The sequence below is a fragment of the Enhydrobacter sp. genome (genome assembly GCA_025808875.1).
In the GTDB taxonomy this organism is placed as follows: Bacteria; Pseudomonadota; Alphaproteobacteria; order Reyranellales; family Reyranellaceae; genus Reyranella.
Genome location: CP075528.1, coordinates 4,401,829 through 4,426,054, shown reverse-complemented (window position 1 = coordinate 4,426,054; position 24,226 = coordinate 4,401,829). Strand labels below are relative to the sequence as shown.

General features: G+C 68.0%; 23 protein-coding genes. 18 read left to right on the top strand and 5 right to left on the bottom strand.

Translation table 11 applies throughout. The annotated features are described in order from the left end of the window. Nucleotides 1-26 precede the first annotated feature (26 nt). The 6 genes from KIT25_21935 to KIT25_21910 are packed head-to-tail and all read left to right on the top strand — an operon-like array spanning nucleotide 27 to nucleotide 5,779. Nucleotides 27-2,846, top strand: coding sequence for a monovalent cation/H+ antiporter subunit A (locus KIT25_21935; GenBank protein UYN94655.1), 2,820 nt, complete (start codon nucleotides 27-29; stop codon nucleotides 2,844-2,846). After that, entirely contained in the window at nucleotides 2,846-3,175 is a 330-nt protein-coding gene (locus tag KIT25_21930) for a Na+/H+ antiporter subunit C (GenBank protein UYN94654.1), read from the top strand. Before KIT25_21935 ends, KIT25_21930 begins: the two co-directional genes overlap by 1 nt. Next, nucleotides 3,172-4,701: a monovalent cation/H+ antiporter subunit D gene (locus tag KIT25_21925; protein ID UYN94653.1), complete on the top strand. Its 1,530-nt coding sequence runs from the start codon at nucleotides 3,172-3,174 to the stop codon at nucleotides 4,699-4,701. The genes KIT25_21930 and KIT25_21925 overlap by 4 nt, the downstream gene beginning before the upstream one ends. Beyond that, nucleotides 4,698-5,195, top strand: a complete 498-nt coding sequence (locus KIT25_21920) for a Na+/H+ antiporter subunit E (GenBank protein UYN94652.1) — start codon at nucleotides 4,698-4,700, stop codon at nucleotides 5,193-5,195. The genes KIT25_21925 and KIT25_21920 overlap by 4 nt, the downstream gene beginning before the upstream one ends. Then, nucleotides 5,189-5,458 (top strand): K+/H+ antiporter subunit F, encoded by a 270-nt coding sequence (locus KIT25_21915; GenBank protein UYN94651.1) that lies wholly within the window; start codon nucleotides 5,189-5,191, stop codon nucleotides 5,456-5,458. Before KIT25_21920 ends, KIT25_21915 begins: the two co-directional genes overlap by 7 nt. A 9-nt stretch (nucleotides 5,459-5,467) precedes the next feature. Continuing rightward, nucleotides 5,468-5,779 (top strand): Na+/H+ antiporter subunit G, encoded by a 312-nt coding sequence (locus KIT25_21910; protein UYN94650.1) that lies wholly within the window; start codon nucleotides 5,468-5,470, stop codon nucleotides 5,777-5,779. Here the strand turns inward: KIT25_21910 and KIT25_21905 are convergent. Beyond that, nucleotides 5,776-6,660: a TauD/TfdA family dioxygenase gene (locus KIT25_21905; protein ID UYN94649.1), complete on the bottom strand. Its 885-nt coding sequence runs from the start codon at nucleotides 6,658-6,660 to the stop codon at nucleotides 5,776-5,778. The genes KIT25_21910 and KIT25_21905 overlap by 4 nt on opposite strands. A 53-nt stretch (nucleotides 6,661-6,713) precedes the next feature. Here KIT25_21905 and KIT25_21900 point away from each other — a divergent pair, with 53 nt between their 5' ends. The 3 genes from KIT25_21900 to KIT25_21890 all read left to right on the top strand — a co-directional run bounded on the left by KIT25_21900 (nucleotide 6,714) and on the right by KIT25_21890 (nucleotide 9,407). Beyond that, nucleotides 6,714-7,706: a D-2-hydroxyacid dehydrogenase family protein gene (locus tag KIT25_21900; protein ID UYN94648.1), complete on the top strand. Its 993-nt coding sequence runs from the start codon at nucleotides 6,714-6,716 to the stop codon at nucleotides 7,704-7,706. Between the two features lie 97 nt (nucleotides 7,707-7,803). Beyond that, on the top strand, nucleotides 7,804-8,184 hold the full coding sequence (locus tag KIT25_21895) for a hypothetical protein (GenBank protein ID UYN94647.1): 381 nt from the start codon (nucleotides 7,804-7,806) through the stop codon (nucleotides 8,182-8,184). Between the two features lie 62 nt (nucleotides 8,185-8,246). After that, nucleotides 8,247-9,407 (top strand): RNA polymerase subunit sigma-24, encoded by a 1,161-nt coding sequence (locus tag KIT25_21890; protein ID UYN94646.1) that lies wholly within the window; start codon nucleotides 8,247-8,249, stop codon nucleotides 9,405-9,407. Here the strand turns inward: KIT25_21890 and KIT25_21885 are convergent. Together KIT25_21885 and KIT25_21880 are read right to left on the bottom strand one after the other, a co-directional pair. Then, nucleotides 9,379-10,320 (bottom strand): hypothetical protein, encoded by a 942-nt coding sequence (locus tag KIT25_21885; GenBank protein ID UYN94645.1) that lies wholly within the window; start codon nucleotides 10,318-10,320, stop codon nucleotides 9,379-9,381. The two genes, KIT25_21890 and KIT25_21885, sit on opposite strands and share 29 nt — an antisense overlap. A gap of 6 nt (nucleotides 10,321-10,326) precedes the next feature. Then, nucleotides 10,327-11,577, bottom strand: a complete 1,251-nt coding sequence (locus KIT25_21880; protein UYN94644.1) for a class I SAM-dependent methyltransferase — start codon at nucleotides 11,575-11,577, stop codon at nucleotides 10,327-10,329. A gap of 34 nt (nucleotides 11,578-11,611) precedes the next feature. Here KIT25_21880 and KIT25_21875 point away from each other — a divergent pair, with 34 nt between their 5' ends. From KIT25_21875 to KIT25_21860, 4 genes are read left to right on the top strand one after another with little or no spacing between them, the layout of a single operon-like run. Further along, complete coding sequence (locus KIT25_21875; GenBank protein ID UYN94643.1) at nucleotides 11,612-12,172, top strand: RNA methyltransferase; 561 nt, start codon at nucleotides 11,612-11,614, stop codon at nucleotides 12,170-12,172. Between the two features lie 5 nt (nucleotides 12,173-12,177). Next, on the top strand, nucleotides 12,178-13,335 hold the full coding sequence (gene rlmN / locus KIT25_21870; protein ID UYN94642.1) for a 23S rRNA (adenine(2503)-C(2))-methyltransferase RlmN: 1,158 nt from the start codon (nucleotides 12,178-12,180) through the stop codon (nucleotides 13,333-13,335). 32 nt (nucleotides 13,336-13,367) lie between these two features. Beyond that, nucleotides 13,368-13,631 carry an AbrB/MazE/SpoVT family DNA-binding domain-containing protein gene (locus KIT25_21865; protein UYN94641.1) on the top strand — a complete coding sequence of 88 codons (264 nt, stop codon included), beginning with the start codon at nucleotides 13,368-13,370 and terminating at the stop codon, nucleotides 13,629-13,631. Further along, on the top strand, nucleotides 13,612-14,004 hold the full coding sequence (locus KIT25_21860; protein UYN94640.1) for a type II toxin-antitoxin system VapC family toxin: 393 nt from the start codon (nucleotides 13,612-13,614) through the stop codon (nucleotides 14,002-14,004). The genes KIT25_21865 and KIT25_21860 overlap by 20 nt, the downstream gene beginning before the upstream one ends. A 262-nt stretch (nucleotides 14,005-14,266) precedes the next feature. Here the strand turns inward: KIT25_21860 and KIT25_21855 are convergent, their stop codons facing one another. Together KIT25_21855 and KIT25_21850 are read right to left on the bottom strand one after the other, a co-directional pair. Further along, nucleotides 14,267-15,298 carry a class I SAM-dependent methyltransferase gene (locus KIT25_21855; protein ID UYN94639.1) on the bottom strand — a complete coding sequence of 344 codons (1,032 nt, stop codon included), beginning with the start codon at nucleotides 15,296-15,298 and terminating at the stop codon, nucleotides 14,267-14,269. Nucleotides 15,299-15,305: 7 nt separating this feature from the next. Further along, nucleotides 15,306-16,094 (bottom strand): prolyl oligopeptidase family serine peptidase, encoded by a 789-nt coding sequence (locus KIT25_21850; GenBank protein ID UYN94638.1) that lies wholly within the window; start codon nucleotides 16,092-16,094, stop codon nucleotides 15,306-15,308. 121 nt (nucleotides 16,095-16,215) lie between these two features. Between KIT25_21850 and KIT25_21845 the strand changes: the two genes are divergently transcribed. The 5 genes from KIT25_21845 to KIT25_21825 all read left to right on the top strand — a co-directional run bounded on the left by KIT25_21845 (nucleotide 16,216) and on the right by KIT25_21825 (nucleotide 24,011). Beyond that, nucleotides 16,216-17,472, top strand: a complete 1,257-nt coding sequence (locus tag KIT25_21845) for an argininosuccinate synthase (protein ID UYN94637.1) — start codon at nucleotides 16,216-16,218, stop codon at nucleotides 17,470-17,472. 30 nt (nucleotides 17,473-17,502) lie between these two features. Then, nucleotides 17,503-18,162 (top strand): rhomboid family intramembrane serine protease, encoded by a 660-nt coding sequence (locus KIT25_21840; GenBank protein UYN94636.1) that lies wholly within the window; start codon nucleotides 17,503-17,505, stop codon nucleotides 18,160-18,162. 63 nt (nucleotides 18,163-18,225) lie between these two features. Continuing rightward, nucleotides 18,226-19,392 (top strand): efflux RND transporter periplasmic adaptor subunit, encoded by a 1,167-nt coding sequence (locus KIT25_21835; protein UYN94635.1) that lies wholly within the window; start codon nucleotides 18,226-18,228, stop codon nucleotides 19,390-19,392. 19 nt (nucleotides 19,393-19,411) lie between these two features. Further along, nucleotides 19,412-22,567 (top strand): efflux RND transporter permease subunit, encoded by a 3,156-nt coding sequence (locus KIT25_21830; protein ID UYN94634.1) that lies wholly within the window; start codon nucleotides 19,412-19,414, stop codon nucleotides 22,565-22,567. A gap of 73 nt (nucleotides 22,568-22,640) precedes the next feature. Continuing rightward, nucleotides 22,641-24,011 carry a PAS domain-containing protein gene (locus tag KIT25_21825; protein UYN94633.1) on the top strand — a complete coding sequence of 457 codons (1,371 nt, stop codon included), beginning with the start codon at nucleotides 22,641-22,643 and terminating at the stop codon, nucleotides 24,009-24,011. Nucleotides 24,012-24,226 lie beyond the last annotated feature (215 nt).

Sequence of the window (24,226 nt, the reverse complement as noted above, 5' to 3'; positions counted from 1 at the left end):
TGTGCGATCCATTATCTATGCTCCCCATGGAAGCCCTTTCCGTCGGCGCCGTTCTGCTGTCGCCATTTCTCGGAGCCCTGTTGGTGATGGTCGCGGCGCGCCGGTCGCGCCGTGCCGCCGCGTGGGTGGCGGCGGGCTCGATGGTCGCGGGTCTCGCCTTCGTCGTTCCGTCGTTCGGCGAGGTGCTCGATGGCGGCGTGCCGATCCTGCGCATTCCCTGGCTGCCCGACTGGGGCCTCGACCTCGCCCTGCGACTCGACGGACTCGGCCTGCTGTTCTGCCTGCTGATCCTCGGCATCGGCGTGCTGATCGTGCTCTATGCCGCCTACTACCTGCCCGAGGACGACAGGCTCGGCCGGTTCTACGCCCTTCTCCTGGCCTTCGCCGGCGGCATGCTGGGCGTGGTGCTGGCCGAGAACATCCTCGTCATGCTGGTGTTCTGGGAGATCACCAGCGTCACCTCGTTCCTGTTGATCGCCTACAAGTTCGAGGCGCACGACGCGCGCATCGCCGCGCGCATGTCGTTCGCGGTGACGGGCGGCGGCGGCCTCGCCCTTCTCGCCGGCCTGCTGCTGCTGGGCCATGTCGCCGGCAGCTTCGAATTCACCGAGATCATCGCCCGCGCCGACACCGTGCGCGACCATGTGCTCTACCCGGCGATCCTGGCGCTGGTCCTGATCGGCGCCTTCACCAAGTCGGCGCAGTTTCCCTTTCATTTCTGGCTGCCCAACGCGATGGCGGCGCCGACGCCGGTGTCGGCCTACCTGCACTCGGCGACCATGGTGAAGGCCGGTGTGTTCCTTCTCGCCCGCATGTCGCCCGTGCTGTCGGGCACCGACACGTGGTTCGTGGTGGTGAGCCTGACCGGCGCGGTCACCTTCGTCTACGGTGCCTACATCGCCATGCTGAAGGACGACTTCAAGGGCCTGCTCGCCTACTCGACGATCAGCCATCTCGGCCTGGTGACCCTGCTGTTCGGCCTCGACACGCCGATGAGCGCCGTGGCCGGCGTGTTCCACATCATCAACCACGCCATCTTCAAGGCCTCGCTGTTCATGGCGGCCGGCATCATCGACCACGAATGCGGCACGCGCGACATGCGGCGCATCAACGGCCTGGCCAAGTACATGCCGTGGACCGCGACCCTGGGCATCGTCGCCGCCGGATCGATGGCCGGCGTGCCGCTGCTCAACGGATTCCTGTCCAAGGAGATGTTCTTCACCGAGGCCCTCCAGCACCCCGTGTCTTTCGGCGACGGCGCCTATCTCGTCCCTGTCCTGGTCACGCTTGCCGGCATGCTGTCGGTGGCCTATTCGGTGCGCTTCGTCCACGACGTGTTCTTCAACGGCGAGCCGATCGACCTGCCCAAGACGCCGCACGAGCCGCCGCGCTGGATGCGCGTGCCCGTCGAGGTGCTGGTGGCACTCGTGCTGCTGGTCGGCCTGCTGCCGCAATTCTCCGTCGGTCCGATCCTCACGGCCGCGGCGGGCGCCGTGCTGCCGGCGGGCGTGCCGCCGTTCAAGCTCGCCCTGTGGCACGGCTGGAACCTGCCGCTGGCGATGAGCGCTGCCGCCTTCGTGCTTGGCCTGCTCTACTACCGCAACCGGCGCTTCCTGTTCGATCTGCACGAGCGCTACCTGCCGCGCATTTCCAGCACCGTCGTCTTCGAGCGTCTCTACCGCGACGCCGCCCAGGCGTCGGCGCGCCTGATGGCGCTCGTCGACAAGCCGTCGCTGCCGCGCTACCTCGTGCACTTCACCGCCTTCGCCCTAGTGCTGGCCGGCGGAGCCTGGCTCGGCGCCGCGCCGGCGCCGCTCACCGGCCCGGTCGGCGTGACACCGCCCGATGTGCCGAGCGTGGCGGCGCTCGCCGCCCTGGTGCTGGGCGCCGCCGGCACCGCCGTCTTCCATCGCCGCCGCCTGATCGCGGTGATGTTCATGAGCGTGGCCGGCCTGATCGTGGCGCTCGCCTTCATCCGCTTCAAGGCGCCGGATCTCGCGCTCACCCAGCTCTCGGTCGAGGTGGTGACCATCGTGCTGCTGCTGCTGGCGCTGCGGTTCCTGCCGGGCGAGGGACCGGTGGAGCCCGCCGCGCGCGTACCCTGGGCGGGCGTGCTGGCGGTGCTGGGCGGCGGCGGCATCGCGCTCCTCACCTACGCCATGCTGACGCGGCCGTTCGACACCATCTCCGGCTATCACCTCGCCAACGCCGTGCCGCTCGGTGGCGGCACCAACGTCGTCAACGTCATCCTGGTCGACTTCCGCGGCTTCGACACGCTGGGCGAGATCGCCGTGCTGGCGATGGCGGCGCTCGCCATTCACGCCGCGCTCGAGGGGTTGCGTCTCAGACCCTATGCCGTCGGCACCGGCCGCGAGGCCGACCGCCATCCGATCATGCTGGCGCAGATGATGCGGCCCCTGCTGCCGCTCGCCCTGGCGGTGGCCGTCTACATCTTCCTGCGCGGTCACAACCTGCCCGGCGGCGGCTTCATCGCCGGCCTGATCGCGGCGGTCGCGCTGATGCTGCAGTACATCGCGAGCGGCATCGATTTCGCCGCCCAGCGCCTGCGCATCGACTACGTGCGGGTGCTGGGCATCGGACTGTCGATCGCGCTCGGCACCGGCCTGGCGAGCTGGCTGTTCGGCCTGCCGTTCCTGACCGGCGCCTTCGGCTACGTCCATCCGCCGGTCATCGAATCGTTCGAGCTCGCCTCGGCCGTCGCGTTCGACCTCGGCGTGTTCCTCACGGTGGTGGGCGCGGTGATGCTGGCACTGGCCGAACTCGGCATGCTCAGCCGGCGCGAGCTGGCGCCTGGTGGCCCGCTGCCGGCGGCGGGAGCGGCCTGATGGAGATCGTGGCGGCACTCGGCGTCGGCGCGCTGGCCGGCTTCGGCATCTGGCTGCTGCTTCAGGTTCGCAGCTTCTCGGTGATCCTCGGCCTCACCCTGCTGTCCTACGCGGTCAACCTGTTGATCTTCTTCGGCGGCCGACTGGGCGGCGGCTGGCCGCCCCTGATGCTGCGCGAGGCGCACGATCAGGCCGACCCCCTGCCGCAGGCGCTGGTGTTGACGGCGATCGTCATCGGTTTCGGCATGACCGCCTACCTGGTGGCGCTGGCGCTGCGCGCCAAGGGCGAAAGCGGCAGCGACCATGTCGACGCGGGGGGCGAGCGATGAACCACTGGCCGATCCTGCCCGTCGTCATCCCCTTCGTGGCGGCCGTGCTCTGCATGATCGCCCACGACCGCGGCATCGGCCTGCAGCGTGCCCTGTCGGCGGTGTCTGTAGGCCTGCTGGTTCTGGTATCGGTCGTGCTGCTGTGCCAGACGGCGAGCGGCGACATCGCCGTCTATTCGCTGGGCAACTGGCCCGCGCCCTACGGCATCGTGCTGGTGATCGACCGGCTGTCGGCGCTCATGGTGGCGCTGATGTCGGCGCTCGCCGTCCCGGTGCTGCTGCACGCCTCAGGCGGCGTCGACGCGCAAGGCCGGCACTTCCATGCCCTGTTCCAGATGCAGCTCGCCGGCCTCGCCGGCGCCTTCACGACCGGCGACCTGTTCAATCTCTTCGTCTTCTTCGAGATCCTGCTGCTGGCGTCCTACGCCCTGCTGGTCCATGGCGGCGGCCCGCGGCGGGTGCGGGCGGGCTTCGCCTATCTGGTGCTGAACCTCGCCGGCTCGGCAGTGTTCCTGATCGCCCTCGGCCTGCTCTACGGCACGTTCGGCACGCTCAACCTCGCCGACCTCACGCTCGTGCTGCCGCAGCTCGCGCCGGCCGATCAGGCGCTGGCACGCACGGCGCTCGCGCTGCTCGTCGCGGTATTCCTGCTCAAGGCGGCGCTCCTGCCGCTGTCGTTCTGGCTGCCGCCGGTCTACTCGGCGGCGAGCGCTCCGGTCGCCGCCCTGTTCGCCATCATGACCAAGGTCGGCGTCTACGCCCTGCTGCGCGTCTCGGCGATCGGCCTCGACTCGTCGCCGCTTACCGCCGGACTGCTCGACGACTGGCTGCCGATCCTCGCCCTGCTCACCATCGCGACCGGCACCGTGGGCGCGCTCGCCGCGCGCGGTTTCGCCGTGGTCGTCGCCAACCTGATCCTGGTGTCGATGGGCACGCTCCTGGTGGCGATCGCCGCATCGGAAGCGCGCGCCACGGCGGCGGCGCTCTACTACCTGCCGCACACCACCCTGGTGACCGCGGGCCTCTTCCTGCTGGGCGACGCGATCGCCCGGCAACGCGGCGCGGCAGGCGACGCGCTGATCAAGGGACCGCCGCTCGCCGGCCTCGCGGCGTTGGGCGGCGCCTATCTCGTGCTCGCCCTCGCGATCAGCGGCCTGCCTCCCTTCTCGGGCTTCATCGGCAAGCTTATGGTGATGCAATCGCTGTGGTCGACCGGCTCGGGCGTCGTCGTCTGGGTGGCCCTCCTGCTATCGGGCCTCGTGGTCGCCTTGGTGCTGGCCCGCGCCGCCAGCGCCTATTTCTGGGAACCGGGCCGCGGGCCCGGCGAGCCGGCCGTCGCGCCGCGCTCGCTGGCCGGGTCGGTCGCCCTGACGATCCTGGTGGTCGCGAGCCCCGTGCTCGCCCTGGCGGCGGGCCCCGTCGGCGGCTTTGCCCACGCCGCCGCCCAGCAGCTCCACGCGCGGCAGCCCTATGTCACGGCGGTGCTGGGCGCGGTGCCGCAGGTCGAGCGCGAGCGTCGGCCATGACGTGGTTCGCTCGCCTGTTGCCGCAGCCCCTGGTTTCGGTCGTCATCCTCGGCGTGTGGCTGGTGCTGGCGCCCGCCATCTCCCTCGGTCACTTCCTGCTGGCGGCGATCCTGGCCGTCGCGATTCCGATCCTGACCAGCAACCTCTGGTTCGACCGGCCGCGCTTGGTGCGGCCGTGGGTCGCCGTGCTGCTGTTCGCGCGTGTGATGGGCGACATCGTCGTCGCCAACTGGCAGGTGGCGCGCCTCGTGCTGGGGCCGCTCGACCGCCTGCGACCGGCCTTCATCGAAATACCGCTCGACGTCGCCGACCCCTTCGTCGCCACCCTGCTGGGCAGCATCATCTCGCTGACGCCCGGCACCGTCTCGGTCGAGATCGACCGTCCGCGCAGTGTGCTGCTGGTCCATGCGCTCGACGTCGACGATCGCGACGCCATGATCGCCACCATCAAGAACCGCTACGAAGCGCCGTTGAAGGAGATCTTCCGATGCTGACTGTCGCCGTACCGATTGCCTTTGCCGCCGTCGTCGTGGCCATGGCGCTCAACCTGTGGCGGCTGGCGCGCGGGCCCGGACTGCCCGACCGCATCCTCGCCCTCGACACGCTCGCGATCAACACCATCGCTTTGGTGATGCTGCTCGGCATCGGGCTGGTCAGCACCGTCTACTTCGAGGCGGCGCTGCTGATCGCCATGATGGGCTTCGTCGGCACCGCCGCGCTCTGCAAGTTCCTGCTGAGCGGCGACATCATCGAGTAGGAGGCCGACATGATCCTCGAGGCGGTCGTTTCCATCCTGTTGCTGGTCGGCGGCGCATTCGCCCTGATCGGCTCCATCGGGCTCGCCAGACTGCCCGACTTCTTCATGCGCCTGCATGGACCCACCAAGGCGACCACCCTGGGCGTCGGTTCGATCGTCGTGGCGTCGCTGATCCATTCGATGGCGACCAGCGGTGCGTTGCGGTTGAGCGAACTCGCCATCTCGCTGTTCCTGTTCATCACCGCGCCGGTGAGCGCCCACATGCTGTCCAAGGCGGCGCTACGGACCGGCGAGCCGCGCCGCGACCGCGGCGACGTCTAGGCCGCCTGCTCCAGCGTCGATGCCACGTCACGCGTCGTGACCCGACGCAGGTCGCGCACCTGGGTCGTGTCGAACGGCCGGGCGCGGTGCATGGTGCAGCGATTGTCCCAGATCACCAGGTCACCCTGGCGCCAGCGGTGGGTGTGCACGAACCGCCGCTGCGTGGCGTGCTCGATCAGGTCCATCAGCAGCAGCCGTCCGTCCGGTACCGGCAGGCCGACGATGTGCGAGGCGTGGCTCGCGAGATAGAGCGTCTTGCGCCGCGAGCCCGGGTGGGTGCGCACCACGCGCTGCGGCACCGGCGGCAGGCTCGCCAGCTCCTGCTCCGTGTACCTCGTGACGTCGAGCTGGCCGCGCGAATGGAAGATCGAATGCATGGCGACCATGCCCTCGATCCTCTCCTTCATGGCGGCGGGAAGGGCGTCGTAGGCGGCGCGCAGGTCGGCGAACTCGGTGTCGCCGCCCTCGCCTGGAACGACATGGGCATAGAGCATGGAGAGGGCGCCCGGCACGGCACGGAAAGAGGCGTCGGTGTGCCACAGCCGATTGGCCAGCCAGTCGAGCCGGCGCCGCGCGTCGACGTCGAGCACCTTGCCGTCGCCGTCGAGGTTGGAGATGTCGGCGATCTCGGTGCGCTCGAGACGATGCTTGATTCCATGATGGCGCGCCCGCTGTGCCGAGGCGTGGATGGGGCCGAAGTGGCCGGCGAACTCGATCTGCCGGTCGTCGCTCAGCCTCTGGTCATGGAAGACGACGACGGCGTAGCGGTCGATGGCCGCCGCGATGGCATCGCGGTCGGCCGCCTCCAGTTTCCGGGCCAGATCGATGCCGGAGATCTCGGCCACGAAGTCGCGATCAACCAGCGTGACGGTGATGCTCATGACCGTCTCCTGCGGCTATAGTGGGACTCACCCATTCTCTCCCAGGAAACGCCATGCCGCAAACCCGCAAGCTCGCCCTGCTCGACGATTACCAGAAGGTCGCCCTGCGCATGGCCGATTGGGATCGCCTGAAGAAGCGCGGAGTCGACATCACCGTGTTCCATGAGCCCTTCAGCTCGGTCGAGGATGCCGCGCGCAAGCTCGCGCCCTTCGACATGCTGTGCCTGCTGCGCGAGCGAACGGCCTTTCCCAAAGCCTTGATCGACAGCCTGCCGAACCTGAAATTCATGGTCCTGACCGGCGCGCGCGCCTCGAGCCTGGACGACAAGGCGGCGACCGCACGCGGCATCCCGATCTCCAACACGCCGGGCGGCGGCTCCAACGCCCCGACCGCCGAGTTGTGCTGGGCGCTCCTCATGTCCTGCGCGCGCGACCTCGCCAAGGCCGAGCGGTTGATGCGCACGGGCGGCTGGCACGACGGCATCAGGCAGATGGTCGTGCTGGAGGGCAAGCGGCTGGGCGTGCTCGGGCTCGGCAAGCTCGGCAGCCGGGTCGCGGGCTATGCCCGGGCGTTCGGCATGGACGTCGTCGCCTGGAGCCAGAACCTGACCGACGAAAAGGCGGCGCAGGGCGGCGCCCGGCTGGTCGGCAAGGACGAGTTGCTTGCCACCTCCGATTTCGTCTCCATCCACCTCGTGCTGTCCGATCGCACGCGCGGCCTGCTGGGCGCGGCGGATCTCGCCAAGATGAAGAAGACCGCGATCCTCGTGAACACCTCGCGCGGGCCGATCGTCGACGAAGCGGCACTCGTCGCCGCGCTCGAGAACGGCACCATCGCTCATGCCGGCCTCGACGTATATGACAAGGAACCGTTGCCCAAGGGCCATCCGCTCACCCGGCTCGACAACGTCACCCTGGTGCCGCACCTAGGCTACGTCGTCGAGGAGAGCTATCGGCACTTCTATGCCGGCACGATCGAGGATGTCGAAGCCTGGCTCGACGGCAAGCCGATCAATCTCATCAATCCCGAGGTGCTGAAAAAATGATCCTTCCTCCCCTGATGGAAGATTGTTTGTCGATTCCGGCCGCCCCCGGACGTCGATGAGGTGATGGAGAAGACCGTCGTCACCACGGGAGAACACCATGGCTCAATACATCCTGCTGCTGCACCAGGCGCCCAACTACGCGGCCGATCTGCCGCGTGAGAAGATGATGGAGGTGATCCGCCGCTACTCGGCCTGGGCTGACGGCCTGCGCCGGCAGGGCAAGATGGTGGGCGGCGAAAAGCTCGCCGCCGGCGGCGGCCGTCACGTGCGATTGGAGGGAGGCAAGCCGGTGGCGAGCGACGGGCCCTATGCCGAGGCCAAGGACGTGATCGGCGGCTATTTCGTCATTGAGGCCACGAACGACTCCGAAGCCGAGGCGATCGCCCGGGATTGCCCGCACCTGTGGTCCGAGAGCAACTGGGTCGAGTTGCGTCCGATCGACCAGATGTCGGTCGCCCAAGCCAAGGCGGCGGGCTGAGCGGCGGCGTCCACGACCTCGTCGATCGTCTCGCCCGCGATTCGACGAGCCGGCTGGTCGCGGTGCTGGCCCGTCGACTGGGCGCGAGCCGTATCGCCCTTGCCGAGGATGCCGTCCAGCACGCGCTGATGCAGGCGCTATCGTCGTGGCCCTTCAGGGGCGTGCCGGACCGTCCGGAAGCCTGGCTCGCCGTCGTGGCGCACAATCGCGCACTCGACCGGCTGCGCCATGAGCAGCGCGGCCTGCTGGTCGCCGACGAACTGCTGTCCATGCTGCCCGGCCCGGTCGAGGCCGAGGGCCGGTTCGATCGCGAGCTGAACGACGACGAGCTCGCGCTGCTGTTCGCCGTGTGCCATCCCGCGCTGTCGCCCGAGCTGCGCGTGACCTTCGCGCTCAAGGCCGTGTGCAGTTTCACGGTCGAGCAGATCTCCTCGGGCCTGCTCGCCGAGCCCGCCGCCATCGCCCAACGCCTGGTCCGGGCGCGTCGGCGGCTCGGGCGCGCGGGCGTGGCGATCGAGGCGCCGCCGCCGGAGATGCTTGCCGAGCGCGCCGAGTCGGTGCGCACCGCCGTCTTCCTCATGTTCAACGAGGGATACTCGGCGTCGTCGGGCGACGTGCTGGTTCAGCCCGAGCTCTGCGTCGAGGCGGTGCGGCTCGCCTGTGCCCTCGCCCGGCATCCGGTCACCGCAGGGCCGACGAGCCACGCTCTCGCCGCGCTGCTGACGCTCACCGCGGCGCGGCTGCCGACGCGGGTCGGACCCGACGGTGTCGCCCAACTGCTCGACCATCAGCCGCGAGAGCTGTGGGATCGCGAGCTGATCGCGCTCGGCCTGGCGCATCTGGAACGCTCCGCATGCGGCAGCGACCTGACGGTGTGGCACCTCCGGGCGGAGATCGCCGCCGTGCACGCGCTCGCCGAAGCCGCCGAGGTGACCGACTGGGCACGGATCTCCGTCCTCTACGATCGTCTGGCCGACCTCGATCCGTCGCCGATCGTTGCGCTGGCGCGCGCCGTCGCGATCGGGCGCAGCGACGGTCCGGCGGCCGGGCTGGCGGCCCTGCCGGCGGTCGAGGGGAATCCCTACGGCGCGGCGGCGCGTGGCCTGTTCCTCGCCGAGCTCGGCCGTCGCGACGAGGCGCGCCTCCAACTGGAGCAGGCGGCACGGCTTGCCCGCACGCTGCCCGAGAAACGACTTATGGAGAGGCGGTTGGCGGGGCTTTGATGCGGAGCGCGATCAGCCACGTCGCCGCGACGAGGATGACGCCGGCGGCGAGCCATTCCATGCCGCGCAGGTCGGGGGGAGTCACCCAGGCGAAATGCGCCGCCGCGCTCTCCAGGGCGATAGCGAAGAACGGCATGGCGGTGAGTGCGATCAGATAAGTCTGCACACCCGTACGGTTGATGGTCCAGAAGCCGAGCCAGGTGCCCGGCGCACGGAACATCAATCCCGCGATGATCGCGTAGAACCAGAGCTCGATGCGACCGAAGGCGTCGCCCGCGCTCGCCCAAGGGGAGGAGACGATCCCGCCGAGTCCCAGCATGGTCCACACAAGGATCAGGGCGATCGAGGCGGCGACGAGGATCTCGCCCGTGAAACGGCTGCGCGCGGCAAGGTCGGTCGAGCGGTTGCGCGGGTGGTAGGCGATCATCCACGATCCCGCGACGGCCATCGCCTCCGACGCAACCAGCCAGCCGACACCGCGCCAGGCCTCGGGGGTGAGGGTGAGCGTGAAGGCGGCGATGCCGACGGCGAGCAGGCCGAGACCGCTCCAGTCGCGGCGCGCCGGTGCGCTGCGGGTCAGCATCCAGCCCGATGCCGCGCCGATCAGCACGCTCACCGTCGACAGCAGCGTGCTCTGCGTGATGGCAAGCCAGACGATCGCGGCGGCCGTCGCGCCGTTGATGCCGACGCGCAGGAAGGCATAGGCCACGGTCCAGGGAGCGAGCAGGTCGCGCCAACTGCCGGGCGCGCGGCGTCCGATCCACAGCAGCACCAGCCCCGCGGCGAGGAGCTGGACCAGCGTATAGGCCCAGGCGTCGAGTTGTGCGGCGCTGACGACGAAGCGCGTCAGCAGCAGGTAGACCGCCCAGAGGAAGGAGTTGGCGAGGGCGAGGGCCAGGATGGGGCCGCCCATGGCGGATCAGGTCCGGAAGCGCAGCAACAGGTGATTGACGCCGTTCAGCTTGACGTAGAGATCCTCGAACTGGGCGTAGAACTCCTCCCATTGCGGCAGGCTGCCCTGCATGCCGAGCGAGGTGTAGATCTCGGCGACGGAACGGCGGCCGTCGATCTGCGAGACGATGCGTGGGGCGAGGGCGGGAAGCTGTGCACGCCAGGGGAAGCCGTCGAGATTGGCGACCAGCGGTGTGCCCGGTTGAAGGCCCGCTGCGAGCTTCTGGGCATCCATCTCGCGTAGCACCGGGATGGCCTGCGAGTCTTCCGGACGTGCCACCGTGTCGAAGCCGGCGCGCGTCGCATAGAAGACGTGGGTACGCAGGTTGCCGGCCAGCCGTTCGGCGAAGGCGGCGCGCTCGACCAGCGGCAGCGAACTCGCCTGCCGCGCGATTACGGGGTCGCTCATGTAGGTCGAGGGCTCGTATCGCACCGGCTCGAGGAACGCCACGACGCGCAGTCCCGCCGCCGCCGTCAGGGTCGCGATCTCGGGAACGGTGAAGGCGCGGTCGCAGCTGTGCAGCAGCAGGTCGTACAAGCCGGCATCGCCGCCGGTGACATGGTCGTTGAGATAGGGATTGCGGCGGAAGAGGTTCGTGGTCGGCAGGAAGCGAATCAGCCGCTTGGCCATGGCAATGCGGTCTTCCAGCGCCATCGACGGTGGCGCCAGGGTGCGCAGCAGCTCCTGCAGGGGATAGACGCCGCTCCTGCCGTACTCGCCGTAAAGCATGACGCCGATGCCGCCCTCGGGCTGCAGCACCGAGGCGAGCGATGCCATGCCCTGGGCGGGGTCGGGGAGGTGGTGCAGGACACCGGTGCAGTCGATGTAGTCGAAGGTACCGATCGACATCGACGGCAGGTCGAGCAGCGATCCGCTCACGAACTGGATATTGCGCAGGCTGCGTGCCTTGGCTCGTGCCTCGGCGATCTGACGGGAGGCGGTCGAAAGATCGAGATAGACCACTTCGCCGGGACAACGCCGGTCGGCGAGTTGCTGGGCCAGCATGATGCAGGCATCGCCCGTTCCTCCCCCCGCGACCAGGGCGCGAAAGGGCCGGGAAAAATTGAGCCGGCCGGCAAATAGGTAGTGGTTGACCTCGAGAATGTGGCTCGGCGTCCCGGTGATCAGCCGGATGGCCTCGTCGCGGGGGTCCCGCGGCGGATAGGGCAGGGCCTCGTACTGAGCCCGAACGTCATCCAGCGGCGAGGGAACGGTCATTCTGGAGGTGGTTCATGCTACAAATTGCGCGACCATGAAAGGCTATTTCGGGATCGGCGTGGAAGGCGTCAGCAAGGCGATGAATGTCGGCACCTTGTTTCGCACCTCCCATGCCTTCGGCGCTTCCTTCGTCTTCACTGTGCGCGCCCAGTACAATCGGCATGAAGGGGCGCACAGCGATACGTCGGATACGCCGCGCTCGGTGCCGACCTATCATTTTGCCGACCTGGAATCGTTCCGCCTGCCGCTGGGTTGCCGGCTGGTCGGCGTCGAGATCAGCGACGAGGCGGTCGAGCTGCCGTCGTTCCGCCACCCGCGGCAGGCGGCCTATGTGCTGGGCGCCGAGCGCGAGGGCCTGTCGGCCGAGCTACAGTCGAGATGCGACTATTTGGTCAAGATCCCGACCCGCTTCTCGGTCAATCTTGGCGTCGCCGGAGCGCTGATCATGTACGACAGACTTCTAAGCCTCGGCCGACACGCGCCGCGCCCGGTGGCCGAAGGCGGCCCGACCGAGATACTGCAATTGCCGGTGTTCGGCGAGCCGATCTACAAGCGCAGGCAGCGCTTGCGCCGGTCGGGGAAGTCCCCATCTTGAGCCCAATGTCCGTCGTCCCGACCGAACCGCTGCAGATCGTCGAACCCGCTCACGCGCGGCGGAACGACACGCGACGCAATCTGGTCGGGCTGGCGCGTGCCGAGCTCGAGAGCTCGCTGGTCGAGGCGGGGCTGGAGCCGTTCCGCGCCAAGCAGGTCTGGCACTGGATCTACTGGCACGGCGTCACCGACTTCGGCCGCATGTCCAACATCGCCGGGAAGACGCGCGAAAAGCTGGCCGATCTGTTCGTGATCGAGCGCCCTGCCATCGTCACCGAGCAACGCTCGGTCGACGGCACGCGCAAGTGGCTGCTGCGCTTCGGCGACGGCAACGAGGCCGAGACCGTCAACATTCCGGAGGAGGATCGCGGCTCGGTGTGTGTGTCGAGCCAGGTCGGCTGCACCTTGACCTGCAGCTTCTGCCACACCGGCACGCAGCCCCTGGTGCGCAATCTCTCGGCGGCGGAGATCGTCGGCCAGTTCATGGTGGCGCGCGACAGCTACGGCGAATGGCCGACACCGATCGAGACCACACGCATGCTCTCCAACATCGTCATGATGGGCATGGGCGAGCCGCTCTACAATTTCGACAACGTCGCGACCGCGCTCAGGATCGTCATGGACGAGCAGGGCATCGCGCTCAGTCGCCGCCGCATCACACTCTCGACCTCGGGCGTCGTGCCGATGATCCCCAGGGTTGCCGAGGTGCTCGACGTCAACCTCGCCGTGTCGCTGCATGCGGTGAACGACGCGGTGCGCGATACACTGGTGCCCATCAATCGCAAATGGCCGATCGCCGAGCTCCTGAAGGCCTGCGCCGATTATCCCGGCGCCCGGAACAGCCGGCGGATCACCTTCGAGTACGCGATGCTGAAGGGCGTCAACGACAGCGATGCGGACGCGCGCGAGCTGGTGCGGATCCTCAAGTCCATCCACGCCAAGGTGAATTTGATCCCGTTCAACCCCTGGCCGGGCGCGCCCTACGAGTGCAGCTCCAACAACCGCATCCACCGCTTCGCCGAGATCGTCAACGACGGCGGACTGAGCGCTCCCGTTCGCACACCGCGCGGCCGCGACATCTCCGCCGCCTGCGGCCAGCTCAAGAGCGCCAGCATCCGCCAGCGCGGACAGAAGGTGGTAAATCCGGTGCGTCCGCAGATTTGACGCACCGCCGATCTTACCGGTAAGATGGAGAGATGAAAACGAAGCTTTCCACCAAGGGCCAGGTGATCCTGCCCAAGGCGATTCGTGACGAATGTCACTGGAAGCCGGGAACTGAACTATCGGTCGAGCGGCGGGCCGATGGTGTGTTGTTGCGACCGGTAGCGAAGAAGAAGCGGCATACGATCGCGGACTGGGCCGGTGTCTTGAAGTACAAGGGGCCACCACATTCGATCGAAGAGATGAACGCCGCCATCGTCGAAGAGGTCAGGCGGCGTCATGCGCGCGGTCGATACTAACCTCGTCGTTCGGCTCTTCGCTCAGGACGACGCCGAGCAGGTCAAGGCTGCGCGACAGGCATTGGCATCGGATACGGTTTTCATCCCCAAGAGCGTGATCCTCGAATTCGAATGGGTCATGCGGGGCGTTTATCGGCAGTCCGCGGCGGCGATTGCGTCGGCGATCGAGACGATTCTGGCCACTGGGAACGTCGAGGTCGAGGACGCGGCGACCGTCGCACGAGCTGTCGGCTGGTTCCGCCGAGGCATGGATCTCGCTGACGCAGTTCATCTCGCGTCAAGTGGCCACGCCGATTGGTTTGTCACTTTCGACGCCGCTATGCGCCGTCGAGCGACGGCATTGAAGGCGAAGCCTGAGGTGATCGCTCCCTGATCGCCCCGCGCGCACGTCGCGTGGTCGCGACATCTCCGCCGCCTGCGGCCAGCTCAAGAGCCCCAGCCTGCGCCAGCGCGGCGAGCGCGCTGGGTTGTCGCCCCCTTTTCGATGAAAGAGCATCCAGCCGGGCGCGGCGACGATAGCGATGGGAATGGCGAGCACTAGCCACTGGATACCGACGGTTCCGATGGCAAGGAACGAAAAGAGCGTGACCGCAAAGCAGAGTGCAGCCCAAATTCGTAAAGGATAGCTGTGCGGTTCATGCGGTCCGCTCAAGCACCGTGACGCTCGATAAGAACGCCCGTTCCCGTTCGACCACCCCTAGAGTAGCCGTCGCGGCCCATTTCTCGAGGCTGCCGTTCGCATACTCGGCATAGTACGGCTCGTGGAAGTAGTGGGGGAAGAGGTCGAGCAGGCCGTCCCATGCCGGCTGGTCGCCCTTCTGGATCGAATCGACGATAACGATCCTTCCGTCGGGCTTCACGACGCGCGCCATCTCGAGCAGCGTCTTGTGGCGCACCTCGGCCGGCAGCTCGTGCAGCAGGAAGGACGAGACGATGAAGTCGAAGCTCATGTCGTCGAACGGCAGCGTCTCGGCGGCGCCTTCGACCAACTTCACGCGCGCCGTCCTTCCGATCAGCCGCCGCGCCTCGGCGAGGTAGGGCGCACTGAGGTCGAGGCCGGTGAGCTTCAGGCCCGGCCAGGCATCGTGCAGGAAGGCGAGCAGCCGGCCGGTGCCGCAGCCGACGTCGAGGCCGCACATCCCGCGCTGGTTCCGCCCCTGCATCCATTCGGCGAGCGGCTTCAGCACGCGGCGGCGCATGGCGTCGGCGGCGCCGGTGAACAGCACCTCGACCTGGGTGTCGTAGATCTTTGCCGAGTGCTCGGAGAGCCAGCCGTCGCTCTGGAAGTGGAAGTTCTGGCGGTAGTACTCGGGCAGGCCGTCGCCCTGCTCGCCGGGCGGCAGGTCATTGGCCTCGCCATGGCGCCGCGCATCGACCTTGGGCAAGTCGCGGAAGTAGAGCAGGCTGCGGCGCAGGAACTCGCCGGCATCGATCGACAACGGCCTGGGTGATGGAAAGAGGCCGGCCTCGATGTCCTGCCATTCGTGCTGGAAAAGGGCGCGCATGTCGGCCGTCAGCTCGGCCCGCGTCGGCGTCGGTCCGATGGGAAATTGCGGCTTGGGCATAGGTTTGAGCAGCCTGAGCCCGGCAGCATAGTGGCCGGCATACCAGGCCACGCGGGCGGTCTGGCGGGCGGCATAGGTGAAGCGGTCGATCAGCGTCGTCACGACTTCCTCAGCGCAGCAACCCGCGTAACGCGGCCGCCGCCTCCGCGCTGCGCCAGACCCTGCCGTGCGTGGCGCCTGGCGCCATGACCAGATGCGCATCGACACCGCGTGTGCGGGCGGCGTCGACATAGGCCTGCGAGAATCTTGGCGGCGTGTTGGAGTCCTTGTCACCCGCGATCACGACGATGCGCGCGCCGATGGCGACGCCCGACAGATTCTCGTCCGGAGACAGCGAGGCCGTCCACGGTGTGCGTCGGCCCGCCGATTGCTCGCGCCAGGCCCGCCAGGGCTGGACCTGACAAGGACAGGCGTTGAGCCACGCGGCATCGGCGGTTCCGGCATGACGGCCCATGACGAGGGCAGCCGTGGCCGCTCCGCCCGAGGTTCCGCCGACCACGGTGCGCGACGCCTGAAAGCGGTTCTTCAGTGCAGCGATCGCCTCGGCGGCGAGCTTTACGTTCGCCGGCGTGTAGTCGTCGTCGCCGGACTTGGCCGAGCCGCTCGAACGGCCGCCCGGCGACGCGTAGCCCGGTCGCACCAGGACGACGAAGCGCGCCGAGGTTGCCGCGGCAAGTGCATCGGCCTGTTGCGTCAGGACGGTCCAGTAGGCGGCACTCACCGAGCCGCCGCCGTCACCGTGCATGAACACGATCAGCGGACCACCGGAGGCGCTGCCGGGCGAGGCATGGAATGAGAAGCAGTTTCCGCCCGAGGTGCGGATGGAGGTTGCCGCATCGTTGGTGTCGCAACCAGCCGCGGCGCCCGCGCGAGGTGCCAGCAGCGTCGATGCCGTCATTAGGAGGGTGAATAGCCGGCCCAAACGCATGTCCCAGTCTCTCCTCCAACGCTTGCCCGGCCAAGGGCCGTGGCTATAGTCCCGCGCTTTCCGACGCCGCACAGAAGCCCGAGGGGCAGCCATGAGCATTACTTATACCGGGACCTACAAGAAGGGCGACATCAAGAAGGTCGTCCTGGCCTATTCGGGCGGCCTCGACACCTCCGTCATCCTGAAGTGGCTGCAGACCACCTACGGCTGCGAGGTCGTGACCTTCACCGCCGATCTCGGCCAGGGCGAGGAGCTCGGCCCGGCGCGCAAGAAGGCGGAGATGTTGGGCATCAAGCCGCAGAACATCTTCATGGACGATGTGCGCGAAGAGTTCGTGCGTGATTTCGTGTTCCCGATGTTCCGCGCCAACGCCCTCTACGAGGGGCAGTATCTGCTCGGCACCTCGATCGCCCGCCCGCTGATCGCCAAGCGTCAGATCGAAATCGCTCGCGACACCGGTGCCGACGCGGTGTGTCACGGTGCCACCGGCAAGGGCAACGACCAGGTGCGCTTCGAGCTGACCTACTATGCGCTGAAGCCCGACATCAAGGTGATCGCGCCGTGGCGCGAATGGGAGCTCAGCTCGCGCACCAAGCTGCTCGAGTTCGCCGAGAAGCACCAGATACCGATAGCCAAGGACAAGCGCGGCGAGGCGCCGTTCTCGGTCGACGCCAACCTCCTGCACTCCTCGAGCGAGGGCAAGATCCTCGAGGATCCGTGGGAGGAAGCCGACGAGATGGTCTATCAGCGTACCATCTCGCCGGAGCAGGCGCCCGACAAGGCGACCTACATCACGGTCGACTTCGAGAGGGGCGATGCGGTCGCCATCGACGGCGTGAGGATGTCGCCGGCTAGCCTGCTCACGAGATTGAACGAGCTCGGGAAGGCCAACGGCATCGGCCGCCTCGACCTCGTCGAGAATCGTTTCGTCGGCATGAAGAGCCGCGGCATCTACGAGACGCCGGGCGGCACGATCCTCCACGCCGCACATCGCGGCATCGAATCGATCACGCTCGATCGCGGCGCCGGCCATCTCAAGGACGAACTGATGCCGCGCTACGCCGAGCTGGTCTACTATGGATTCTGGTTCTCGCCGGAGCGCGAGATGCTGCAGGCCGCGATCGACAAGAGCCAGGAGAACGTCTCCGGCACGGTCCGCCTCAAGCTCTACAAGGGCAACACCACCGTGGTCGGCCGCAAGTCGCCGAGGTCGCTCTACTCCATGCAGCACGTCACCTTCGAGGACGACCAGGGGACCTACAACCAGCGCGATGCCGAGGGCTTCATCAAGCTGAACGCCCTGCGATTGAGGCTGCGCGCCATCGGCCAGGGCGGACCCAAGACCTGACGCCGCGGCGTCGCAATTGCGGAGCGAAGGATGCCTTTCGACGACTTCAGGCGTCGAGGACCGGAGCGTGGCCCCGGCGAGCGTGCGATCAACCTGCCGCCGGCGATCCTGTGGCTGATCGGCATCAACATCGCCGTCCAGGTCGTGCGGCTGATGGTCGATGCGCAGCTCGACGACGAGATCGTGCTGGGGCTCGGGCTGGTGCCCGCGGCCTATACCAGCGACATCGGCGCCGGCCTGCCGGCCCTGATCGCCGCGCCATTCACCTATCAGTTCATCCATGGCGGCTGGGTCCATCTCGGCATCAACATGCTGAGCCTCGCCGCCTTCGGAGCACCGGTCGAGCGGCTGCTCGGCTCGCGCCGCTTCGTCGTCTTCTACCTGTCGGCCGGCATGGTCGCCGGTCTCGTCCACGTCCTCTCCTATCCTGACTCTGCCGACCCGGTGGTCGGGGCATCAGGCGCGGTGAGCGGTGTATTCGGCGCGGTGCTCATGATGATGCGCCGGGTCGGCAACCTGCCGTCGCTCTTGCCGGTCGCCGGCATCTGGATCGGCATCAACGTCTTCTTCGGCCTGTTCGGCGGTGCGCCGGGGTCGGACGGCACGCCGGTGGCCTGGGTGGCGCATATCGGCGGCTTCGTGTACGGCCTGCTGGCCATCCGCCTGTTTGCTCCGCCGGACCCGGACTGATCCACCTCAAGTGGCGCACGATCTGAAGATGCGCTATCCGTCGAGCGTGCTTCCGGGGGGAGTATGGCAATCGCATCAAGCCGTGTCGCTGCAGGCCTCGTCGTCGCTCTGGCGCTGACGAGTTGCAAGCCCGAGAACAAGCTGGTGGCGCCACCGCCACCCGAGATCAGTGTTGCCCAGCCGCTGAAGCAGGCGGTCACTCCTTACGCCGAGCTGACCGGCAACACCCAGGCGTTCGCCACCGTGGATCTGGTCGCGCGTGTCCAGGGCTTCCTCGTGTCGATCGACTACAAGGACGGTGCGCTCGTGAAGAAGGGCGACGTGCTGTTCCAGATCGAGCCGGTCAGCTACGAAGCGCAGGTGAAGCAGGCCGAGGCCCAGCTCGAATCGGCCAAGGCCCAGCTCGTGAAGGCGCAGGCCGAATTCGTCCGCCAGGAGACGCTGCTGCGCCAGAACGTGTCGGCGCAGGTCAGCTACGACCAGGCCAAAGCGTCCCGCGATTCGGCGGCGGCCACCGTCGAGAACAACGAGGCCAGCCTCGTGATCGCCAAGACCAATCTCGGCTACACCAAGGTCCTCGCGCCGTTCGACGGGATCGTCACGCGCCATCTCGTCTCGGTCGGCGAGCTGGTCGGCAACGGCGTCGCCACCAAGCTCGCGACCATCGTTCAGCTCGATCCGATCTATGCCACTTTCACGTTGAGCGAACAGGAAGTCCTGTCGATCCGCGCCAACATCGGCGACCGCCGCCTAACGCTCGAGGAGCTCAGCCGGGTGCCGATGGAGATCGGGCTGATGAACGAACAGGGCTTCCCGCACGCCGGCAATCTCAACTACGTCTCGCCCGAGCTCGACAGCACCACCGGCACCATACAGGTGCGCGGGCTGTTCCAGAACGCCAGCGGCGCGCTCCTGCCGGGCTTCTTCGTGCGGGCGCGCATTCCGACCGGCGCGCCCGACCAGCAGGCCCTGCTGGTGCCCAACCGCGTGCTCGCCGAGGACCAGGCCGGAAAGTACCTGCTGGTAGTCAACAAGGACGATGTCGTCGAGCAGAAGCACGTGACCACCGGCCAGGCGACGGTCGGCGGCATGCGGGTCATCATGTCGGGCCTGTCGCCTGACGATCGCGTCGTGCTGTCGACCAGCGGCCGCGCGATCCCGGGCAACAAGGTCGTGCCCAAGCCGACCAAGATCGAGCCTCCGCCGGCTGCCTCAACGCCTTCCAAGTGATCGCGCGGGGAGAGCGCCGATGATCTCGCGGTTCTTCATCGACAGGCCGGTGCTGGCCAACGTGCTGGCCATCGTGATCACGCTGATCGGCGCGGTCGCCGCCTTCACCCTGCCGATCGCGCAGTATCCCAACATCGTGCCGCCCACCGTGCAGGTCACGACGACCTATCCCGGCGCGTCGGCCAAGACCGTCGTCGACACGATCGCGCTGCCGATCGAGCTGCAGGTCAACGGCGTCGAGCGCATGATCTACATGCAATCGACGAGCACCGATTCCGGCACCTATACGCTCACCGTCACCTTCGAGATCGGCACCGATCTCGATTTCGCGCAGGTCCTGGTGCAGAACCGGGTGAGTGCCGCGCTGGCCGCCCTGCCCCAGTCCGTACAGGCGCAGGGCGTGACGGTGCAGAAGAAGTCGACCTCGATCCTCGAGATCGTGATGCTGCAGTCGCCCGACGCGCGCTTCGACAGCCTCTACATGAGCAACTATGCCACCATCAACCTGGTGAACGAGCTGGCGCGCGTGCCGGGCGTCGGCAACGTGCAGGTGCTGGGTGTGGGTCAGTACTCGATGCGCCTGTGGCTCGACCCGCAGCTTCTCTACACCTACGGACTGACGCCAGCCGACGTCATCAAGGTGGTGCAGTCGCAGAACCAGTCGGTGACGGCCGGCCAGGTCGGCACGCCGCCGGCCGCCAGGGGCCAGGATTTCCAGTACACCATCGACGTCCAGGGGCGACTGGCCAGCCCCGAGGAGTTCGGCAACATCGTCGTCAAGGCCTCCAGCGGCAGCGGCGGCCGCATCGTGCGGGTCAAGGATGTGGGGCGAGTCGAGCTCGGCGCGCAGAACTACGCGCAGGACGCCAAGCTCGACGGCAAGCCCGCCGCTGCGATGGCCATCTACACGACGCCCGAGGCCAATGCGCTCAGCGTCGCGCTGGCGGTCGACAAGAAGATGGCCGAACTCGCGCGCACCTTCCCGCCGGGTCTCACCTACGTCGTGCCCTTCGACACGACCAAGTTCGTCAAGGCCTCGATCGACGAGGTCTTCATGACCCTGCTCGAGGCTGGCGTTCTGGTCCTGATCGTGATCGTGCTGTTCGTGCAGGACTGGCGCGCCATGCTGGTGCCGGCGACCACCATTCCGGTGACCATCATCGGCGCCTTTGCCGTGATGGCCGCGCTCGGGTTCACGATCAACCTGTCGACCATGTTCGGCATCGTATTGGCCATCGGCATCGTGGTCGACGACGCCATCGTCATCGTCGAGGGCGTCAGCCACTACATCCAGCGCGGCATGTCGGGCCGCGACGCCGCCATCAAGGCGATGGAGGAGCTGCTCGGACCTGTCATCGGCATCACCCTCGTGCTGATGGCCGTGTTCATCCCGGCTTCGTTCATCCCGGGTCTGACCGGCCAGATGTTCGCCCAGTTCGCGCTGGTGATCGCGGCCACCGCGTTCATCAGCGCCGTCAATGCCGCCACGCTCAAGCCTACCCAGTGCGCGCTCTGGCTGCGGCCGGCGACGCCGCCGGAGAAGCGCAACATCTTCTTCCGCGCCTTCAATTCAGGCTACGACCGCTTCGAGCGCGCCTATGGCCGCCTGATCGCCGTCATGGTCCGCCGCAGCGTCCTCATGATCGCGCTGGCCGTGCTGCTGTCGGCCGGCGGCCTGTGGGCGCTCCTGCGCGTGCCGACCGGCTTCATCCCGCTCGAGGACCAGGGTTACGTCGTGATCGGCGTGCAGCTGCCGGCCGGCGCCTCGCTCGAGCGCACCGAGGCGGCGATGGCCGAGGTCACGCGGATCGCCAAGGATACGCCGGGCGTCGATCGCGTCGTCGCCATCTCCGGCATCTCCGTCCTCGACAACAGCGCGTCGCTCGCCAATTCAGGCACCGCCTACGTCATTCTCAAGGACTGGAGCGAGCGCACCACGGCCAATGGCCAGGATCTCAAGACGCTCTTCTTCGGCCTTTCGCAGAAGATGCAGACGCTGTCCGACGGCAGCGGTTTCGTCATCATCCCGCCGCCCATCCAGGGCATCGGCAATGCCTCGGGCTTCCAGATGCAGATCGAGCAGCGCGACGGCAGCTTCGATCTCGTGCGGCTGCAGGACGTCGCCGACGCCGTCATCGCCAAGGCGAAGACGCAGAGTTCGATCTCCCACATCCTGACGTCCTTCCGCGCCGACGCCCCCTACATCGAGCTCGACGTCGACCGCTCCAAGGCCGAGACGCTGCAGGTCTCGGTGGGCGACGTGTTCTCGACCCTGTCGGCCTATCTCGGTTCGACCTTCGTCAACCGCTTCAACAAGTTCGGGCTCAGCCTGCAGGTCTTCGTGCAGGCCGATTCGCAGTACCGCGCCCGGCCCGAGGACGTCCTCAAGCTCAACGTGCGCAGCGCGACCGGCAAGATGGTGCCGATCGGCGCGCTGGCGCAGCTGCGCCCGGTGCTCGGCTCGTCGATCATCAGCCTCTACAATCTCTATCCCTCGGCGGCGGTCGTCGGCATGCCGGCGACCGGCTTCAGTTCCGGCGAGGCCATCGAACTGATGGAGCAGGTCGCCGCCCAGACCCTGCCGCCCGGAACGAGCTACGAATGGACGGGGATGTCCTACCAGGAGAAGCTGGTCGGGCCGCAGCTCGTTTACATCTTCGGCCTGGCGATTGTGCTGGTCTATCTCTGCCTCGCCGGCCAGTACGAGAGTTGGCTGTCGCCCTTCGCCGTGATCTTCGCCGTGCCGCTCGCGCTGATCGGTCCGGCCATCGCCCTGACCCCGATCCCCGAGCTCGGCAACAATCTCTACACCCAGATCGGGCTGGTGCTGCTGATCGCGCTCGGCGCCAAGAACGCCATCCTGATCGTCGAGGTGGCGCGCGAGGAGCGCATCGTCCACGGCAAGCCGATCGAGCAGGCCGCGCTTGAGGCCGCAGTGCGACGCCTCAGGCCGATCCTCATGACGTCCTTCGCCTTCATCCTCGGCGTCGTGCCGCTCGTGATCGCCAGCGGTGCCGGCGCGGCGGCGCGCGTCTCGCTCGGCCTCTGCGTGTTCAGCGGCATGATCGCCTCTACCTGCCTTGCCGTCCTGTTCGTGCCGTCGTTCTTCACCGTGCTGCAGCGCCTCGAGGAGCGTCGCAAGCCCGTCGCCAGGACCGCGTCCGCCGCGCTGTAGCCGTTTCGGCGGCGGCCGTGTGCACGCGACGTCACCGGACGGGCACGAGGCCACCGCGCTATAGTCGGCGGGCATGCGCCGCACGCTCGCCGCCAACCTCGCCGTCCTCGCGCCGTCCTACCTGGCGCTGGCTGTCCTGTGGTGGTCGGACGAGCTCTCCGGCCATGCCATGCTGTTGGCGATGGCGGGCATCGGCCTCGTCACCGTGCTGCTGGTCCAGCGCTACCTCGAATCGCTCGCCCGCTTCGCCCGCTTCGTCGCCGAGCTGTCGGGCGAGCGCGAGCCGGTCATGCCGCGCCTGCCCTTCGCGCCCGCCACCGAGGAGCTCGCCACCGCCGCCGCCACCCTCGCCGCCGGCTGGCGCCGCCAGCGCGCGGCGACCGACAATCTCGCCGCCTCCGCCCAGACCGTCGTCGACGGCCTGCCCGACCCGCTGATCGCCGTCGACCGTCAGCGCCGCGTCGTGCGCACCAACCGCGCGGCGCGCGCTCTGCTCGGACCGGTCGCGGCCGAACGCGACCTGTCCATGACCTTGCGCCAGCCGCAGCTACTCGCCGCGCTCGACGGGCTGCTCGTCACCGGCGCCGACGGCAACTTCACCCATCCCGATCGCGCCGAGGTCGAGTTCGTGCTGGCCGGCGCCCCCGAGCTCGACATGGTTGCCCACGTCCAGCGCCTGCCGCGCGCCGCCGCCGACGGCTCGTTGGCGCTCGTCGTGCTGCACGACACCACCGCATTGCGCCGCGCCGAGCGCATGCGCGCCGATTTCGTCGCCAACGCCAGCCACGAGCTCAAGACGCCGATCGCGGGCCTCGCCGGCTTCATCGAGACCCTGCGCGGCCCGGCGCGCGACGATCCGGCGGCGCGCGAGCGCTTCCTCGGCATCATGGCCGAGCAGGCCGACCGCATGCGCCGCCTGGTCGACGACCTCCTGATGCTGTCGCGCATCGAGCAGCACGAGCACGCCATGCCCGCCGCCGCCGTCGACCTCGGCCGCGTGCTGGAAGGCGTGCGCGACCTGCTGCAGCTCAAGGCCAGCCAGCGCGATGTCGCGCTGGATCTCGCCATCGAGGCGAACCTGCCGTCGGTGCGCGGCGACGCCGACGAACTCACCATCGTGTTCCAGAACCTGATCGACAACGCGCTCAAGTACGCTCGCGCGGCGACGGCGGTCACCGTGACGGCGCGGCCGCTCGGTGGCGACTGGATCGCCGTCGCCGTCGCCGACCGGGGCGAGGGCATCGCCGCCGGCCACCTGCCGCGACTCACCGAACGCTTCTATCGAGTCGATTCGGCGCGCTCGCGCCAGCTCGGCGGCACCGGCCTCGGCCTCGCCATCGTCAAGCACGTCGTCAACCGCCATCGCGGCCGCCTCGAGATCCGCAGCACACCGGGCGAGGGCTCGGTCTTCACCGTCGTCCTGCCGGTCGCCGCCGCCCGCTGAACGCGCCGCCGCATCAGGGTCGTTCTGGCCGGAGCAAAGGCAGTTCGACGTCTCACTCATCTACGGGCCGCAACGGCCGATGTCTCACCGGTGTCTTCCGTGAGACATCACAAGTCATTGATTTTAATGGATAATCGACCAGATGGCCCATTGAAGCGGACGGCGCCCGCGGAGGGATGGTGGAAAGCTCGCACCGCGGCCGCGGCCGATCCACC

Bases quoted from the DNA above. Each gene is read 5' to 3' on its own strand.
- KIT25_21840 (UYN94636.1), top strand. From the start codon at position 17,503: ATGCCTTTCGACGACTTCAGGCGTCGAGGACCGGAGCGTGGCCCCGGC.
- KIT25_21880 (UYN94644.1), bottom strand. From the start codon at position 11,577: ATGACCGTTCCCTCGCCGCTGGATGACGTTCGGGCTCAGTACGAGGCC.
- KIT25_21915 (UYN94651.1), top strand. From the start codon at position 5,189: ATGCTGACTGTCGCCGTACCGATTGCCTTTGCCGCCGTCGTCGTGGCC.
- KIT25_21910 (UYN94650.1), top strand. From the start codon at position 5,468: ATGATCCTCGAGGCGGTCGTTTCCATCCTGTTGCTGGTCGGCGGCGCA.
- KIT25_21860 (UYN94640.1), top strand. From the start codon at position 13,612: ATGCGCGCGGTCGATACTAACCTCGTCGTTCGGCTCTTCGCTCAGGAC.
- KIT25_21905 (UYN94649.1), bottom strand. From the start codon at position 6,660: ATGAGCATCACCGTCACGCTGGTTGATCGCGACTTCGTGGCCGAGATC.
- KIT25_21845 (UYN94637.1), top strand. From the start codon at position 16,216: ATGAGCATTACTTATACCGGGACCTACAAGAAGGGCGACATCAAGAAG.
- KIT25_21830 (UYN94634.1), top strand. From the start codon at position 19,412: ATGATCTCGCGGTTCTTCATCGACAGGCCGGTGCTGGCCAACGTGCTG.
- KIT25_21850 (UYN94638.1), bottom strand. From the start codon at position 16,094: ATGACGGCATCGACGCTGCTGGCACCTCGCGCGGGCGCCGCGGCTGGT.
- KIT25_21930 (UYN94654.1), top strand. From the start codon at position 2,846: ATGGAGATCGTGGCGGCACTCGGCGTCGGCGCGCTGGCCGGCTTCGGC.
- KIT25_21865 (UYN94641.1), top strand. From the start codon at position 13,368: ATGAAAACGAAGCTTTCCACCAAGGGCCAGGTGATCCTGCCCAAGGCG.
- KIT25_21895 (UYN94647.1), top strand. From the start codon at position 7,804: ATGGCTCAATACATCCTGCTGCTGCACCAGGCGCCCAACTACGCGGCC.
- KIT25_21935 (UYN94655.1), top strand. From the start codon at position 27: ATGGAAGCCCTTTCCGTCGGCGCCGTTCTGCTGTCGCCATTTCTCGGA.
- rlmN (UYN94642.1), top strand. From the start codon at position 12,178: ATGTCCGTCGTCCCGACCGAACCGCTGCAGATCGTCGAACCCGCTCAC.
- KIT25_21875 (UYN94643.1), top strand. From the start codon at position 11,612: ATGAAAGGCTATTTCGGGATCGGCGTGGAAGGCGTCAGCAAGGCGATG.
- KIT25_21825 (UYN94633.1), top strand. From the start codon at position 22,641: ATGCGCCGCACGCTCGCCGCCAACCTCGCCGTCCTCGCGCCGTCCTAC.
- KIT25_21885 (UYN94645.1), bottom strand. From the start codon at position 10,320: ATGGGCGGCCCCATCCTGGCCCTCGCCCTCGCCAACTCCTTCCTCTGG.
- KIT25_21920 (UYN94652.1), top strand. From the start codon at position 4,698: ATGACGTGGTTCGCTCGCCTGTTGCCGCAGCCCCTGGTTTCGGTCGTC.
- KIT25_21835 (UYN94635.1), top strand. From the start codon at position 18,226: ATGGCAATCGCATCAAGCCGTGTCGCTGCAGGCCTCGTCGTCGCTCTG.
- KIT25_21925 (UYN94653.1), top strand. From the start codon at position 3,172: ATGAACCACTGGCCGATCCTGCCCGTCGTCATCCCCTTCGTGGCGGCC.
- KIT25_21900 (UYN94648.1), top strand. From the start codon at position 6,714: ATGCCGCAAACCCGCAAGCTCGCCCTGCTCGACGATTACCAGAAGGTC.